Source organism: Roseateles sp. DAIF2 (assembly GCF_015624425.1).
Classification (GTDB): Bacteria; Pseudomonadota; Gammaproteobacteria; order Burkholderiales; family Burkholderiaceae_C; genus Kinneretia.
Window position 1 is genome coordinate 3072193 of the sequence record NZ_CP049919.1, and the last position, 14994, is coordinate 3087186.

General features: G+C 69.9%; 16 protein-coding genes. 6 read left to right on the forward strand and 10 right to left on the reverse strand.

Annotated elements, in window-relative coordinates; genetic code table 11:
- Positions 1-18: 18 nt before the first annotated feature.
- The 4 genes from G8A07_RS14030 to G8A07_RS14045 all read right to left on the reverse strand — a co-directional run bounded on the left by G8A07_RS14030 (position 19) and on the right by G8A07_RS14045 (position 3002).
- On the reverse strand, positions 19-819 hold the full coding sequence (locus G8A07_RS14030; RefSeq protein ID WP_195792674.1) for a metallophosphoesterase: 801 nt from the start codon (positions 817-819) through the stop codon (positions 19-21).
- Positions 816-1757 (reverse strand): diacylglycerol kinase family protein, encoded by a 942-nt coding sequence (locus G8A07_RS14035; RefSeq protein WP_195792675.1) that lies wholly within the window; start codon positions 1755-1757, stop codon positions 816-818. Before G8A07_RS14035 ends, G8A07_RS14030 begins: the two co-directional genes overlap by 4 nt.
- 68 nt (positions 1758-1825) lie before the next feature.
- Positions 1826-2638 carry an SDR family NAD(P)-dependent oxidoreductase gene (locus tag G8A07_RS14040; RefSeq protein WP_195792676.1) on the reverse strand — a complete coding sequence of 271 codons (813 nt, stop codon included), beginning with the start codon at positions 2636-2638 and terminating at the stop codon, positions 1826-1828.
- Positions 2625-3002 (reverse strand): VOC family protein, encoded by a 378-nt coding sequence (locus G8A07_RS14045; protein ID WP_195792677.1) that lies wholly within the window; start codon positions 3000-3002, stop codon positions 2625-2627. Before G8A07_RS14045 ends, G8A07_RS14040 begins: the two co-directional genes overlap by 14 nt.
- Before the next feature lie 96 nt (positions 3003-3098).
- On the opposite strand from G8A07_RS14045, the gene G8A07_RS14050 reads away from it, so the two are divergent.
- Positions 3099-3995, forward strand: coding sequence for a LysR family transcriptional regulator (locus G8A07_RS14050; protein WP_195792678.1), 897 nt, complete (start codon positions 3099-3101; stop codon positions 3993-3995).
- A 7-nt stretch (positions 3996-4002) separates the two neighbouring features.
- On the opposite strand, the gene G8A07_RS14055 is transcribed toward G8A07_RS14050, so the two are convergent.
- Entirely contained in the window at positions 4003-5373 is a 1371-nt protein-coding gene (locus G8A07_RS14055; protein WP_195792679.1) for an N-acetylmuramoyl-L-alanine amidase, read from the reverse strand.
- On the reverse strand, positions 5370-5858 hold the full coding sequence (tsaE, locus tag G8A07_RS14060) for a tRNA (adenosine(37)-N6)-threonylcarbamoyltransferase complex ATPase subunit type 1 TsaE (RefSeq protein ID WP_249936993.1): 489 nt from the start codon (positions 5856-5858) through the stop codon (positions 5370-5372). Before tsaE ends, G8A07_RS14055 begins: the two co-directional genes overlap by 4 nt.
- Here tsaE and queG point away from each other — a divergent pair, their 5' ends adjacent.
- The gene (queG, locus tag G8A07_RS14065; RefSeq protein WP_195792680.1) at positions 5859-7004 is read left to right on the forward strand and encodes a tRNA epoxyqueuosine(34) reductase QueG; all 1146 of its coding nucleotides are present in this window, start codon (positions 5859-5861) and stop codon (positions 7002-7004) included.
- On the opposite strand, the gene G8A07_RS14070 is transcribed toward queG, so the two are convergent.
- Positions 6951-7841, reverse strand: a complete 891-nt coding sequence (locus G8A07_RS14070) for an AEC family transporter (protein ID WP_195792681.1) — start codon at positions 7839-7841, stop codon at positions 6951-6953. The two genes, queG and G8A07_RS14070, sit on opposite strands and share 54 nt — an antisense overlap.
- 83 nt (positions 7842-7924) lie before the next feature.
- On the opposite strand from G8A07_RS14070, the gene G8A07_RS14075 reads away from it, so the two are divergent.
- The 3 genes from G8A07_RS14075 to xerD all read left to right on the forward strand — a co-directional run bounded on the left by G8A07_RS14075 (position 7925) and on the right by xerD (position 10642).
- Positions 7925-8566, forward strand: a complete 642-nt coding sequence (locus G8A07_RS14075) for a chalcone isomerase family protein (protein ID WP_249936994.1) — start codon at positions 7925-7927, stop codon at positions 8564-8566.
- A gap of 110 nt (positions 8567-8676) precedes the next feature.
- Complete coding sequence (locus tag G8A07_RS14080; protein ID WP_195792682.1) at positions 8677-9657, forward strand: tripartite tricarboxylate transporter substrate binding protein BugE; 981 nt, start codon at positions 8677-8679, stop codon at positions 9655-9657.
- Between the two features lie 73 nt (positions 9658-9730).
- Entirely contained in the window at positions 9731-10642 is a 912-nt protein-coding gene (xerD, locus tag G8A07_RS14085; protein ID WP_195792683.1) for a site-specific tyrosine recombinase XerD, read from the forward strand.
- Positions 10643-10728: 86 nt separating this feature from the next.
- Here the strand turns inward: xerD and G8A07_RS14090 are convergent, their stop codons facing one another.
- Both G8A07_RS14090 and G8A07_RS14095 read right to left on the reverse strand, forming a co-directional pair.
- Positions 10729-11211, reverse strand: a complete 483-nt coding sequence (locus G8A07_RS14090) for an Lrp/AsnC family transcriptional regulator (RefSeq protein WP_195792684.1) — start codon at positions 11209-11211, stop codon at positions 10729-10731.
- A 49-nt stretch (positions 11212-11260) separates the two neighbouring features.
- A complete protein-coding gene (locus tag G8A07_RS14095) occupies positions 11261-13483 on the reverse strand; it encodes a TonB-dependent siderophore receptor (protein ID WP_195792685.1) in 2223 nt (740 codons plus the stop codon).
- A 160-nt stretch (positions 13484-13643) separates the two neighbouring features.
- Here G8A07_RS14095 and G8A07_RS14100 point away from each other — a divergent pair, with 160 nt between their 5' ends.
- Positions 13644-14246, forward strand: coding sequence for a MarC family protein (locus G8A07_RS14100; protein WP_195792686.1), 603 nt, complete (start codon positions 13644-13646; stop codon positions 14244-14246).
- On the opposite strand, the gene G8A07_RS14105 is transcribed toward G8A07_RS14100, so the two are convergent.
- On the reverse strand, positions 14225-14779 hold the full coding sequence (locus G8A07_RS14105; protein WP_195792687.1) for a GNAT family N-acetyltransferase: 555 nt from the start codon (positions 14777-14779) through the stop codon (positions 14225-14227). The two genes, G8A07_RS14100 and G8A07_RS14105, sit on opposite strands and share 22 nt — an antisense overlap.
- Positions 14780-14994: the final 215 nt, after the last annotated feature.

Genomic DNA, 14994 nt, shown 5'->3' on the forward strand with positions numbered 1-14994 from the left:
GTAACAGTAAGCGTCTCTTCAGGCCAGGGGTTGCAATTCTTGCGCGAGAACGCGGTTGAAGCGGCCGGCCGCCTCGTCATGGTCCCAGCGCTCCGCCAGCGCGCGACGGCCCGGCGCGATGCGCAGCAGGTTGACCGAGTTCGGCAGGCCGCCGCGCAGGCGCCGGCTCAGCGCGGTGCCGGCCTGCAGCACCCACAGCGGCCGGGCCGCGGCGCCAGGCCGCAGCGGTAGCAGATAGGGCAGATGGATATGGCCGCCCAGCACCAGATCGGCGCCGGCATCGGCCCAGCGCGCCAGCACCTCGGCATGGCCGCGCAGCAGGTTCTCGCGCCGGTCCCGCTCGGTGATCGCGGCCAGCGGATGGTGCAGGGCCAGCACCCGCAGCTGGCCCGGCCGCGCCCGCCGCAGCCGCTCGGCCGCGGCCTCGACCTGGGCCTCGGACAGCTCGCCGTTCTTGTGGCGATACCAGCGGCTGCTGTTCAGGGTCAGCAGCAGCAGGTCCGCCTCCTCATGCACGGCGTCATGCGGCGCGCCAAAGGCCCGGGCATAGCGGCGGTAGGGCGCCGCGCAGCGCAGCGGCAGGTTCAGCAGCGGCAGGTCATGGTTGCCCGGCAGGGCCAGCAGCCGCGGCACCGCCAGACGCTCGACATAGGCGCGCGCCGCGGCGAACTGGGCGGCGGTGGCACGCTGCGTGATGTCGCCGCTGAGCAGCAGCAGCGAGGGCCGCTGCTCGGCCACCAGGGCGGCCAGCGCCGCCATCACCTCGGGCCGCTCGGTGCCGAAATGCGGATCGGACAGCTGCAGCAGCAGCGGGCTCATGGGGTGGCCTTCGCATCGTCCGCCGGCCGGATCAGCAGCAGCGGTTCGGGCGCGACGCGAAAGCGCAGCGGCAGGCTCAGCCAGGCGATCTCGCCATCGGTCGCCACCTTGATGCGCCGTGCGCCGAAGGGCAGGGCGCGCTGCACCGTCAGCTCGCCGAAGGAGAAGTCCTGCACCGCTTGCGCCTCGCCCAGCCGGCCCAGGGCTGCGCGCCCCAGGAGGCCCAGCAGCCCCCAGCGCGACAGCGGCCGCAGCGCGATGCCGGCCAGCGCGCCGCCGCGCTCGACCGCCCGGGCCTCGGCCAGGCCCAGCTGTTCCAGCTGCAGCGAGTTGTTGCCGACGAACAGGGTCGGCGTGCGCAGCTCGCGGGCCTGCCCGTCCAGCTCCAGGCGCAGGCGCAGATTGCGGTGACCGCGCAGCAGGGTGGCCAGCGCCGCGCCGAAGGCCACCAGGCGGCTGCGGCCGAGCTGGCGCTTCCAGGACTCGCGCTCCTGCAAGAGCTGCGGATACAGGCCCAGGCTGGCATTGACCAGGAAGGGCCGCTCGTTGACCAGCCCGACCTGGACCGGCCGCGGCCGCTCCTGCAGCAGCAGGCGCATCGCCTCGGCGGTATCGGCCGGGATGCCATGGCTGCGCCCAAAATAGTTGAAGGTGCCCTGCGGCAGCACGCCGAAGGGCCGACCGCTGCCCAGGCAGGCGGCGGCCACCGCATTGATCGTGCCGTCGCCGCCGGCCGCGACGACGACGCCGGCTTCCTCCTGCGCGCAGCGCACCGCCTCGCGCGCCAGCGCCTGCAGGCGCTGCGGCGTCTCGACCGGCAGCAGCACCAGCGGCCGGCCGGCCGCGCGGCAGGCGGCCTCGATCGCGGCGCGCGCGGCCTCGGCATCGCCATGGCCGGAGGCAGGGTTGAAGACGACGATCAAGGGCTCGCAGGACATGGCCGCAGCTTAGCCAGCCCGCACGGGCGCCGCGCGTAGGACGGGACCGCTTTCTCCCTTTCTTCCTCTCAGACCATCACGCGGCCGCCGGCCACGTCCAGCACCACGCCGCTAATCCAGGCCGAGGCATCGCTGAGCAGGAACAGCGCGGCCGCCGCCACGTCTTCCGGTTCGCCGAGGCGGCCGAGCGGGAAGCCGGCCAGCATGCCGGCGCGGCGCTCCGGCGTCAGCGTGGCCCGGGTGCGCTCGGTCAGCACCGCCGAGGGCGACAGGCAGTTGACCCGCAGCCCGCGTGGGCCGAGCTCCTGGGCCAGATGCCGGGTCAGCATGATCACGCCGGCCTTGGCCGCGCCATAGGCCGCCGGCGCGCCGGCCGCGACCCGAGCGCCGGCCGAGGCCATGGTCAGCAGGTTGCCGCTGCCGCGCGCCAGCATGCCCGGCAGGAAGGCCTGCAGGGTGAAGAAGCTGGCATGCAGGTTGTGCTCGACGCTGGAGCGCCAGTCGTCGGCCGTGATCGCCTCGGCCGGCATCGGTCGCCCGCTGCCGCCGCCGGCAAAGGGCAGCAGGAAGTCCGGCACGCCCAGGCGCGCCTCGACCACCTCGCGCAGGCGCTGCAGCTCCTCCGGCCGCGAGCAGTCGGCGCGCTGCGCGATCGCCTCGATGCCGCAGGCCCGCACCGCCGCCAGACTGGCCGCGAGAGCCGCCTCGTCGCGCCCGACCAGGGCCAGGCGCACGCCCTGGCGCGCCAGGGCCAGCGCGGTGGCGGCACCCAGGCCGCGCGAACCGCCGGTGATGAGCGCGAGCTTGCCACGCAGGTCCTCGTAATGGCCGGGTATGGCCGCACGGGCCGGAATGGGGGTTGGTGTCTCAGCGTGGTTCATCGCAGCGCAGCTCGATATTGTGTTGATCGGGGTCGTGGAAGTAGATCGATTCGGCCCAGCCGCGCGCGCCCAGCTGCGGCGCACTGCGGCCGTCGCGTTCGAAGGGGCCGCCGCCGTAGGCGATGCCCAGGGCTTGCAGCCGCGTCCGCGCCTGCTCGAAGGCGGGGCGGTCCAGGCGGAAGGCCAGATGGGCCGGGTCGCGCGGCGGCGCGGCCAGCAGGTCCAGGGTGCTGCCGGCATTGATGCGCAGCAGCTCGAAGGGCTCGGCATGGCCCTCATGCCGCAGGCCCAGCACCTCTTCGTAGAAGCGCGCGGAGGCCAGGGCGTCGGAGACACGCAGGATCAGGTGGTCGAGTTCAAGCATGGCGCCAGTGTTGGCGTTCGGACCTGATGCGGGAAGCCTCGCGGCGGTATGCCGGGCATACGTTTTTGAGTCGATACGGCCGGTCACAATGGCCGCATGGACTGGGACGATCTGAGAATTGCGCTGGCGGTGGTGCGGGCCGGCTCGCTGAGCGCGGCGGCGCGGGCGTTGGGCAGCACCCAGCCGACCGTGAGCCGGCGCCTGGAGGCGCTGGAGCAGCACCTGGGCGCGCGGTTGTTCGAGCGCGAGGCCGGCGGGCTGCGCCTGAGCGCGCTGGGGCGCTCGCTGGTGGCCGATCTGGAGCGCATGGACGAAGGTGCGCTGGCGCTGCAGCAGCGCATCGCCGCGCGCGACACCGGGCTGCAGGGCGAGATCGTCGTCACCAGCCTGGACTGGCTGGGCGACGAGGTGCTGGCGCCGCTGCTGGCCGAGTTCGGGCAGCAGCATCCGGGCCTGCAGATCGAGCTGTGCAACGACACCAAGGTCTTCAACCTGGCGCGCCGCGAGGCCGACCTGGCCTTCCGCTTCGGCGCCTTCGAGCAGGAGAACCTGATCGAGCGCAGGGTCGGCGAGGTGGCCTATGCGCTCTATGCCTCGACCGACTATCTGCACCGCCGCGGCCGGCCCGATCCGGCGCATGGCTTCGCCGGCCAGGCGCTGGTGCTGCTGGACCGTGCGGCCGGTGCGGTGCCGCATGAGGAATGGCTGCTGGCGCTGGCGCCGCGCGCGCAGATCGCGCTGCGCTGCAACGGCCTGCGCGGGCATCTGGCCGCGGTGCGCGCCGGCGCGGCGCTGGCGGTGCTGCCGCGCCTGCTGGGCGACCGCGAGCCCGGGCTGCAGCGGCTGGCGCTGGACGGCGTGGCGATGCCGGTGCGCGCGGTGCGGGTGGGCCTGCACGCGGGCATGCGAGACACGCCTCGCATCCGCGCGCTGCTGGACTTCGCCGTGGCCGGCTTCGAGGCGCTGCGGCCGCAGCTGAACCCGGCGCCCTGAGCCGTAGCTACAGCGCCCGGTGGCGCGCCAGCGGCGGGTTCTTCGCGAAGTAGCGTGCGATGCCGGTGGCCAGGGCTTCGACCAGCTGGGCCTGGTAGTCCGGGTCGCGCAGCTTGGCCTCCTCCTCGGGGTTCGAGATGAAGGCGGTCTCGACCAGGATCGAGGGCATGTCCGGCGCCTTCAGCACCGCGAAGCCGGCCTGCTCGACCGCCTTCTTGTGCAGGCGCCCGACCTTGCCGATCTGGCCCAGCACCTCGGAGCCGAGCTTGAGGCTGTCCTTGATCTGCGCCGCGGTGCTCATGTCCAGCATCGCGCGCATCACCGTGCTGTCCTTCACCGCCACCGTGTTGATGCCGCCGACCAGGTCGGCGCGGTTTTCCTTGTCGGCGATCCAGCGCGCGGCCGAGCTGCTGGCGCTGCCCTGGCTCAGCGCGAACACCGAGGCGCCGCGCGCCTTGGGCGTGATGAAGGCATCGGCATGGATGGAGACGAACAGGTCGGCCTGCACGCGCCGCGCCTTGCGCACCCGTTCGTGCAGGGGCACGAAGAAATCGGCGTCGCGCGTCATCATCACGCGGATGTTCGGGTTGCTGTTGAGCCGGTCGCGCAGCTTCAGCGCCACCGCCAGCACCACATCCTTCTCGCGCAGGCCGCTCGGGCCGATCGCGCCGGGGTCCTCGCCGCCGTGGCCGGGGTCCAGCGCGATCACGATCAGCCGGTCCAGCTTGGCCTGCGTCATCGGCGCGGGCGGCGGGGCGACGGGCGCACCGACCGGCGGCGGGGTCGTGGGGCGCGGCGCGGGCGTTTGTGGCACGGAGGCCGCGGCGACCGGGGGCAGGGCGGGGCGGTCGATGCGCCCGATCAGCTCGCCCAAAGCGTCCTGCACCGCCTGTGCGGCCTGCTGCTCGGCCTGTTCCTTGTCGCGGATCAGGGCCAGCAGCGGGTCCTCCTCCTTGACCGGATAGAGGTCGAACACCAGGCGGTTCTGGTAGGCCGCGACCGGCTCCAGGGTGAAGATCTGCGGCGCCACCGCCTGCTTCAGGTCCAGCACGATGCGCACCACGCGCGGCTGGTTCTGGCCGACCCGCACCGCGGCGATATAGGGGTCGTCGGGCTTGACCTTGCCCAGCAGCTCGCGCAGGCCGGTGCTGAGCTCCAGGCCGTCGATGTCGATCACCAGCCGGTTCGGGCTGTCGACCAGGAAATGCTTGGCGGCCAGCGGGCGGTCCGATTCCAGCGTGACCCGGGTGTACTCGGGCGCCGGCCAGACGCGCACCGCGACGATGCTGGCGGCGCTGGCCGCGCGCACCAGGGTCGGAGCCTGCAGCAGCAGGGCCAGCGCGCCCATGCGGCGCAGGGCATGGCGGCGCGCGCTCATGGCGCGAGGCTCCCCAGCAAGTCCTGACCCCGCGGGGTGTAGGCCTCCAGGGTGACGCTGCGGCTGTCGTCGGCCTGGGCCTCCAGGCGGATGCGCAGGTCCGGCAGCGGCAGCATCGTGCCGGCCTTCTCCGGCCATTCGCAGAGCTTCAGGCCGGGGCGGGCGAAGATGTCGCGAAAGCCCGCGTCCTCCCATTCGCGCGGATCGTCGAAGCGGTAGAAGTCGAAATGGCTGACCTCGCCGGCCCCGCCCCAGTCCGCCAGGTCGTAGCTCTCCAGCACCGCATAGCTCGGGCTCTTGATGCGCCCGCCGACGCCCAGGGCGCGCAGCAGGTGCCGCACCAGGCTGGTCTTGCCGGCGCCCAGGCTGCCATGCAGTTCGATCGCGGCATTCATCAGCCCCGGCGCACGCGCCAGGCGCGCGGCGAAGGCCTCGGTGGCGGCCTCATCAGGCCAGACCAGGTGGCGGGTTTCTAGAATGCTCAAATGAACGGGGCTCCGCGACAGGAAGATTCAACAACATCGACGCTCGATGCGGCGGCGCTGCTGCCGCAGCTGCGCGCCTGGGCGCTCGAGCTCGGATTCTCACAGATTGGCGTCGCGGATATCGACCTGGCCAGCGCCGAACCGGGTCTGCTGGCCTGGCTGGAGGCCGGATTCCACGGCGAGATGCATTACATGGCCGCCCATGGGCTGAAGCGGGCGCGGCCGGCCGAGCTGGTGCCGGGCACCCTGCGGGTGCTGACCGCGCGCATGGACTACCGCCCCCAAGACAGCGCCGACGACTGGCAGGCGATCGAATGGCGCGGCCTGCGCACACCGCTGCAGGCCCAGGTTTCGCTCTATGCCCGCGGCCGCGACTATCACAAGGTGCTGCGCGCGCGGCTGCAGCAGCTGGCCACCCGCATCGAGGCGGCGATCGGCCCCTTCGGCCACCGCGTGTTCACCGACTCGGCGCCGGTGCTGGAGGTGGAGCTGGCGGCCCGTTCGGGCATCGGCTGGCGCGGCAAGCACACTCTGACCCTGCACCGCGAGCATGGCTCGATGTTCTTCCTCGGCGAGATCTACCTGGACCTGCCGCTGCCCTTGTCCGAGCCGGTCACCGCGCATTGCGGTCAATGCCAGGCCTGCCTGGACATCTGCCCGACCCGGGCCATCGTCGCGCCCTACCGGGTCGATGCGCGGCGCTGCATCTCCTACCTGACGATCGAACAGGACGGGCCGATCCCGCTCGAGCTGCGCGCCGCGATCGGCAACCGCATCTACGGCTGCGACGACTGCCAGCTGATCTGCCCCTGGAACAAGTTCGCGGGCAAGAGCGAGCTGCCGGACTTCGATGCCCGCGCGCCGCTGCGCGCGCCGCGGCTGCTGGACCTCTGGGTCTGGGACGAGGCCGAGTTCCTGCGCCGTACCGAGGGCTCGGCGATCCGCCGCATCGGCCATGCGCGCTGGCGCCGCAATATCGCGGTGGCGCTGGGCAATGCGCTGCGCGAGACCGGCGATCCGGCGGTCGCCCAGGCCCTGGCCGAGGCGCTGCCCCAGGCCAGCGAGCTGCTGGCCGAGCATATCGAGTGGGCGCTAGAGCAGGGCCAGCCAGAACGGCAGGCTGAGCATGCCCACCAGGGTGGATAGGGTCACCAGGCCGGCGACGAAGGCCGCATGGCCGCCCATGCGCGCGGCCAGCACATAGCAGCTGGAGGCGGTGGGCAGGGCGGCGAACATGGTCAGTACCATCTGCTGACCGGCGGGCAAGCCCAGCCAGCGACCCAGGCCCAGCGACAGCAGGGGCAGGGCGGCATGGCGGATCGCGATCAGCGCGCCCGCTAGCACCGGCGCATCCTTCAGCGCGCCGAAGCGCAGGCCGGCGCCAACCGCCATCAACCCCAGCGGCAGCGCGGCCAGGCCGATGCGGTGCAGGGTGACGGCGGCCGGCTCGGGCAGCTTCAGCCCGGCCAGGTTGGCGATCAGCCCGGCCACGGTGCTGAGGATCAGCGGGTTGCGCGCCAGCTCGCGGGCCAGGCCCTGGCCGCCATGGCGGGCCAGCGGGAACACCGCGCCGACATTGCACAGCGGCACGCACAGCGCCACCAGCAGCGCGACCCAGGCCACGCCCTGCGCGCCCTGCAGCCGCTCGGCCAGGGCCAGCGCCACATAGGAATTGAAGCGGAAGGCGACCTGCGCGCCCGAGGCATGGGCGCGCGCGTCGACGCCGGGCCAGAGCTTCAGCGCATAGGCCAGCGCGATGCCCGCCAGCACCACCGTGATGCCGGCGCCGGCCAGGCTCAGGGTCTCGCTGGGCTGCAGCGGCGTGCGCACGATGGAGTTGAACAGCAGCACCGGGAACAGCAGGTAATAGACCAGTTTCTCGGCGGCCTCCCAGACCGGGCGGTCCAGGGCGGTGTAGCGGCAGACCAGGAAGCCGCACAGGATCAGCAGCGCATCCGGCAGCAGGAGCAGAACATCGGGCATGGCGGGCAGTGTGCCATCGCGATCCGCATCCAAATGTCAGCGCGGTCGGCCGGGTCGGCGCGCAATGCGTTAGGCTGTCCATCATGACGATGTGGACCCCGATGAAGAAGCGTGCGAACAGCGAACCCGCGGCGCGGACCTCGACCCTGAGACGCGGCCTGCTGGCTTCCGGCCTATGGCTGGGCCTGGGCGGACCAGCGCTGGCGCGGCGCTACGAAGGCTACGATTTCCCCGACAAGCTGCAGCTGGGTGGCGCATCGCTGCAGCTCAACGGCGTCGGCAAGCGCGCGGTGGCCATCATCAAGGGCTATCTGGCGGCGCTGTACCTCGGCAAAAGCGCCAGCACGCCGGAGCAGGCCTATGCGACGCCGGGGCCGAAGCGCATCCAGATCTACATGCTGCTGGACGTGGGCGCCGAGGAGTTCGTCAAGGCGGTCAACAAGGGCGTGCAGCGCAACTGCAGCGAGGCCGAGAAGGCCGCGCTGAGCGAGGCGCAGCCGGCCTTCATCGCCCAGTTGCGCGCCGTCAACAAGGTCTACAAGAAGGACCTGATCGACATGGATTACCTGCCCGAGCGCGGTACCCTCCTGAGCATCAACGGCAAGCCGGCCGGCAACGCGATCCCGGGGCCCGAGCTCTACCAGGCGCTGCTGAAGGTCTTTCTGGGCGAGCGCCCGGTGGACAAGCGGCTGAAGAGCGGCCTGCTCGGCGGCTCGCCGGACTGAAACGCGTGCGGGCCGGGCATGTACGTAGTTCCGCTAGCATGCGGCGTTGCGGGCATGGCTAGCATCGCGCGAAATCGAAGAATCCACCTAGCTACAAGAGGAGAAAGGCCATGAGCCGTCGAAACTGGATGCGTCGTTGTGGGGCCCTCGCGGCCGTCTCGCTGCTGGCCCCGATGGCCATCGCCCAGAGCAGCTATCCGAACAAGCCGGTGCGCCTGGTCGTGCCCTTCGCGCCGGGCGGGACTACCGACATCATCGCCCGCGTGCTGGCCGAGAAGGTCAACCTCGCGCTGGGCCAGCAGATGATCGTCGACAACAAGGCCGGCGGCGGCGGCATCATCGGTGCCAACGAGATCGTGCGCGCGACGCCGGACGGCTACACCCTGGGCGTGGCCACCGTCTCGACCACCGCGTCGAACCCGGCGATCAACCCGAAGACGCCCTACAACCCGCTGACCGACTTCACCTCGATCATCAATGTGGCGGCCACGCCGAATGTGATCGCGGTCCACCCGTCGTTCCCGGCGCGCGACTACAAGGGCTTCGTTGCCGAGCTGAAGAAGAGCCCCGGCAAGTACAGCTTCGCCAGCTCCGGCACCGGCGGCATCGGCCATATGCAGATGGAGCTCTACAAGAGCCTGGCCGGCGTGTTCGTGCTGCACATCCCGTATCGCGGCGCCGGCCCGGCGCTGAACGACACGGTGGCCGGCCAGGTGCCGATCATGTTCGACAACCTGCCCTCGGCGCTGCCCTTCATCAAGGACGGCCGCCTGATTCCGATCGTCGTTGCCGCACCGAGCCGCCTGGCGGTGCTGCCGAATGTGCCGACCTTCAAGGAAGTCGGCCTGGAGCCGGTCAACCGCATGGCCTACTACGGCATCCACGGCCCGAAGAACCTGCCCAAGGACGTGGTCGACAAGATCAATGCGGCGGTCAAGAAGACGGTCGAGCTGCCCGATGTGAAGAAGCGCATCGAGGACACCGGCTCGCTGGTCGTGGCCAACACGCCCGAGCAGTTCGCTGCCCAGACCAAGGCGGAGTTCGAGATCTACAAGCAGGTGGTCGTGCAGCAGAAGCTGAAGCTGGACTGATCGAGAAGTAATAGAAGAAAAGAAGGAGGGGCGCCGCGGCGCCCTTTCCTGTTCTTACTGGCAGAAAAACAGGATGTCTTCCGAAGCCCATCGCCAGCACAGCCGCCAGGCCATCGAGCGTTTTGCCGAGGCCCTGTGGCTGGAGGACGGCCTGTCCGCCAACACCCTGGCGGCCTACCGGCGCGACCTGGACCTGCTGGCCGACTGGCTGGCCGCCGGGCCGCATCTGAGCCTGGACCAAGCCGACGAGGTGCAGCTGCTGGCCTATGCGGCGGCGCGCCATGCCGGCAGCCGGGCGACGACGGCGAACCGGCGCCTGTCGGTGTTCAAGCGCTACTACCGCTGGGCCCTGCGCGAGCAGCGCATCACGCAAGACCCGACCCTGCGCCTGGCCGCGGCCAAGCAGCCGCTGCGCGTGCCCAAGACCCTGAGCCAGGGGCAGGTCGAGGCGCTCCTGAACGCGCCGGCGGTGGACGAGCCGCTGGGCCTGCGCGACCGCGCGATGCTGGAGCTGATGTATGCCAGCGGGCTGCGCGTCAGCGAGCTGGTCACCCTGAAGAGCGTGCATGTGGGCTTCAAGGAGGCGGTGCTGCGCATCACCGGCAAGGGCGGCAAGGAACGCCTGGTGCCCTTCGGCGAGGAGGCCCATGCCTGGCTGATGCGCTATCTGCAGGAGGCGCGCGCGCCCCTGCTGAAGGGCCAGCGCAGCGACGCGCTGTTCGTCACGATCCGCGGCGAGGGCATGACGCGCCAGATGTTCTGGACCCTGGTGAAGAAGCATGCGCTGGCGGCCGGCATCACCGCACCGCTGTCGCCGCATACCCTGCGCCACGCCTTCGCGACCCATCTGCTGAACCATGGCGCGGACCTGCGCGCGGTGCAACTGCTGCTGGGCCATGCCGACCTGTCGACCACGCAGATCTACACCCATGTGGCGCGCGAGCGGCTGAAGGCGATCCACGCGGCGCATCACCCACGTGGCTGAGTCGGGACCGAGGATCAGCCCTGCGGCTGATCCGACGCCCGACGAAGGCCGGGACGCGTCTCGCGCGGACTGGCCGGGTGGTGGCCTCAACGGACCGGCAGTGGGGCAGGAGGCTTGATTTCCTCGAGGCAGATCATCGTGCGGATGTCGGCCACACCGGGCACCTGCATCAGCTTGTCGGCCAGGAACTGGGACAGGGTCTTCAGGTCGCTGCCGACCACCTTCAGCAGGTAGTCGCTGTCGCCCGAGACCGTGTGGCATTCCAGGATCTCGGGGAAGTCGCGGATCAGGGCCTCGATCTCGCGCACCCGGCCGAAGGCGCCGGCCTCGATGCTGAGGCTGACGAAGGCGGTGACGCCCAGGCCCAGCGGCGCCGGATCGACCAGCGCACGATAGCCGCGCAGCACGCCGCGCTCCTCCAGCAGCTTGACGCGCCGCAGGGTCTGCGGCGGCGAGAGATGGATTTCGGCCGCCAGGTCCACATTGGACAGGCGGCCGTTGCGCTGCAGGACCTCGACGATCTTGCGGTCGATGGCGTCGAGGACCTTGCTGCTGGCGGCTTCGCTCATGGTGGCGCGCATTGTGCGGGCAAATGGCGCCACCGCCGAGCGGCGCGGGTCAGAACTTGTAGGACGCGGTCAGCTTGAACTGGCGCGGCTTGCCGTAGGTGTAGCCGCTCCAGCTGCTGTCGTAGTACTTCTTGTCCAGCAGGTTGTCGATATTGAGCTGCAGCGCGAGCTGCGGGCTCAGCTCATAGCGCGCCATCAGGTCCAGCAGCGCATAGGCGGGCTGGCCAATGTCGGTCTGCTGCTTGGTGACGGGATGCTCGGACTGCGCCGGCGGCCGGCTCTGCCAGGTCAGGCCGGCGCCCAGGCTCAGGCCCGGCAGCTGCACGAACTTGTGCTTGCCGAACAGCTTCAGCAGCCGGCGCGAATACTCGCGGGCGACGTCCTGATCCTGTGCGTCTCGGGCCGAGTACTGGGTCCAGCCGGCACCAATGCTCCAGCCACCGCCCAGCTCGCCCTGCAGCTCCAGCTCGTAGCCCTGCGCACGCACACCGCGCGCGGCCCGCATCGCCGGGGTCTGGCTGTCGGTGCCGGGCACGAAGAAGCCGGGGTCAGAGACCGCGAAGTTGTCCTGGTTGGTGCGGAACAGCGCGGCCGAGGCATTCAGGCGCCGGTCCAGGAACTCGCCCTTGATGCCGGCCTCGTAGCTCTTGCCAACTAACGGGTCGAGGTACTTGCCGTTGCGGTCGCGGCTGTCCTGCGGGTTGAAGATGTCGGTGTAGCTGGCGTAGGCGGACAGTTGTTCGCTGAGATCGTAGACCAGGCCCAGGTAGGGTGTGACCACATCCTCGTGCAGGATCGTGGGGCTGCCCTGGATGTCCTTCTCCCAGCGGCTCAGGCGCGCGCCGACGATCAACTTGGCTGCGTCGTTGAGTTGCAGACGCGCGGCAGCATAGGCGCCGCTCTGCACCGTGGTTTCCCGGCTGGCTACCTTCGGCGCTTCCATCACAGGCTTCGCGAAGCTGCCGTCCCAGCGGGAGAAGTCACCCATCGATGTGGAGGGCGAGGGCTTGGCGCTGTCCCAGCCGGCGCGGGCACGGCTGTGGCTCAGCCCCAGCAGCAGCTCATGCTCGCGGCCCCACAGGCTGAACGGCCCGCTGGCGCTGAGCGAGACCTGATCCTGCGTAGGGCGGGAGCGGTAATGGTAGGTCTGGGCATTCATGCCCTGGCCGGTGACGCGGTCCGGGAAACCGGTGGCCCACAGCAGCAGCGATTCTTCCTTCTGCTTGTAGTGATTCAGGTCGGCGCGCAGGCGCCAGCCATTGTCCAGGCGGTGGCTCAGGCCGGCGAAGGCGGTCTGCTGCGTCGTGTCCCATTGGTTCCAGCGGGTCGCGGTGGTCTTGCTGCGATCCCAGTCGGTGCGGGTGCCATCCGAGTACCAATAGGTCAGGCCGCCCCAGTAGACGCCGTTGCGCTTGTCGGTCTGGCTGCTGGCGCCGACGCGCAGCTGGGTCTGCGGGCCGAGGTCGGCGTCGATCACGCCGTAGAAGACGTTGCGCTTGGTGTTCTCCAGGTCGATATGGGCGTCCTGGCGATGCGTGCCGACTGCGACGCGGGCGCGCACGCGGCCGTCTTCGGTCAGTGGGGTGCTGAGATCGGCGCTCAGGCCGCGATGCTGGTCGGAGCCCAGGGTGGCCTCGAGCGTGCCGGTGAAGATCTTGCTGCTGGCGCGCTTGCGCACCAGATTGATTGCGGCCGAGGGGTTGCCGGCACCGGCCAGCAGGCCGGTGGCACCGCGCACGACCTCGATGCGGTCATAGATCACCATGCTGCTGATCTCGCCGCCGATATTGCTGGTGGTGACCGGCACGCCGTCGAACTGGAAGTTGGTGATGTCGAAGCCGCGCGACGACAGACCGACGCGGCCACGATCGGTGGCCTTCAGCGACAAGCCGGTGGTGTAGAGGATCGCGTCGCTGACGCTGGCCATTGCCTGGTCCTGCATGCGCTCGCGCGTGATCATCGTGACCGACTGCGGCGTGTCGCGCAGCGACAGGCTCAGGCCGGTGGCGGACTGGCTGGCGCCGCTGGTGTAGGAGCCGGTGCCTTCGGTGCTGTCGACCTTGGTGCTGACCTTGACCCGCACCACCGGCAGCACGGCGGCGTCGGCTTCGGTGCTGCCGGGCTGTGCCGCGGTCTGGGCCAGGGCCTGGCCGCTCAGCAGGCCGGCCAGCAGGGCCGCCAGCGGGGCGACCTTGGGTGCAGCGGCGACGAAGGATGGGGTCGCGCGGCGTGCGCGGGCAGGGCGCCGCGGCGCCGAATGTGGACGAGTCATGTGAACCTGGGTTTGTGAGGACCTCGGATGCCGCTGTGGCTCGGATCCGGTTTTTGCAAATGCGAATCGATATTATTACAGTGCCAAATGACGGCACCGTGCCAGAAAAGCCACAGCGCGCCGAATAAGTTGCAAGCGGCGGCGGTCGACAATTCGGCGCATGGACCACAGCTTTCTTTCTGCCTTCATCCTGCTGCTCCTGGTGCTGGACCCGCTGGGCAGCCTGCCGATCTTTATTTCGATCATGCGGGCGGTGCCCAAGGAGCGACGCAAGCTGGTGGCGGCGCGCGAGATCGGCATCGCGTTTGCGGTGCTGCTCGCCTTCATGTTCCTGGGCGATGCCTTCCTGCGCCTGATGCACCTGTCCGAGCGCTCGCTGGAGGTGGCCGGCGGCGTGATCCTCCTGATCATCGCGATCCGCATGATCTTCGGCAGCAGCAGCGAATCGGCCTATGGCCTAGAGCCGGGCAAGGAGCCCTTCATCTTCCCGCTGGCGGTGCCGCTGCTGGCCGGCCCCTCGGCGATGGCCACCGTGCTGCTGCTGGCCTCGCGCCAGCCGGAGCGCATCTGGGACTGGATCGCCGCGCTGACCGCAGCGATGGTGGTTTCGGCCTTGACCCTGCTGCTGGCGGACCGCATCCGCAAGCTGCTGGGCGATTCGGTGGTTTCGGCGATCGAGAAGCTGATGGGCCTGGTGCTGACCGCGATCGCGGTCGAGATGGTGCTGGCCGGCCTGAAGCGCTATTTCGTCGGCGGGCTGTAGTCCGCCTTGTTCGCCTTGTTTGCCCAGTCGGCGGCCGTCAGGCCGTAGACGCTGCAGTCCATCTCGTACCAGCGCTCGACGCCGCGGTAGCTCATGCCCAGGCGCCGCATCACCGTGGCCGAGGCGGCATTGTCGGGATGGCAGACCGCCAGCAGCTCCGGCGCGGCCAGCGGCCCGAAGGCATGGTCGGCCATGGCGCCTGCCGCCTCCGAGGCCAGGCCGCGGCCCCAATGCTCGCACCGCAGCCGCCAACCGAGCTCCAATGGATTGGCGCGCTCGCGCCCCAGGTGCTGCACGCAGCCGGCGCCGACCAACTCACCGCCATCGCGCTCAATGAAAGCCCACCAGGAGTAGCCCCATTCGGCCCAGCGCGCCTTGACGCGCTCGATCACCGCCCGGGTTTCTTCCGGCGTTTCCGGCTTGCCGCCCAGGTAGCGCATCACCTCAGGGTCGCTGTTCATCCGGTTCAAGCCCTGCAGATGTTCGTCGACAAAGGGTTCCAGGCGCAGGCGCGGGGTCAGCAGGATCGTCATCGGCATTCGGTCCGGTCGGGCAGGCAAGCAGGCGCCAGTCTAGCTACCAGCCTCAATTCCGCAATGCGGAAAGAGGCTTGCGAATCGTGAAAACAGCGCTTGCTGCACCGCGCCATTTTTTCTCATTATGGTGAAGATCGTTTCATGATCCGGCATTCGCTTTTCAAGCCATTGATTTGAAATGAGAAAATTTTTAGTCTTATATAAGACATAAC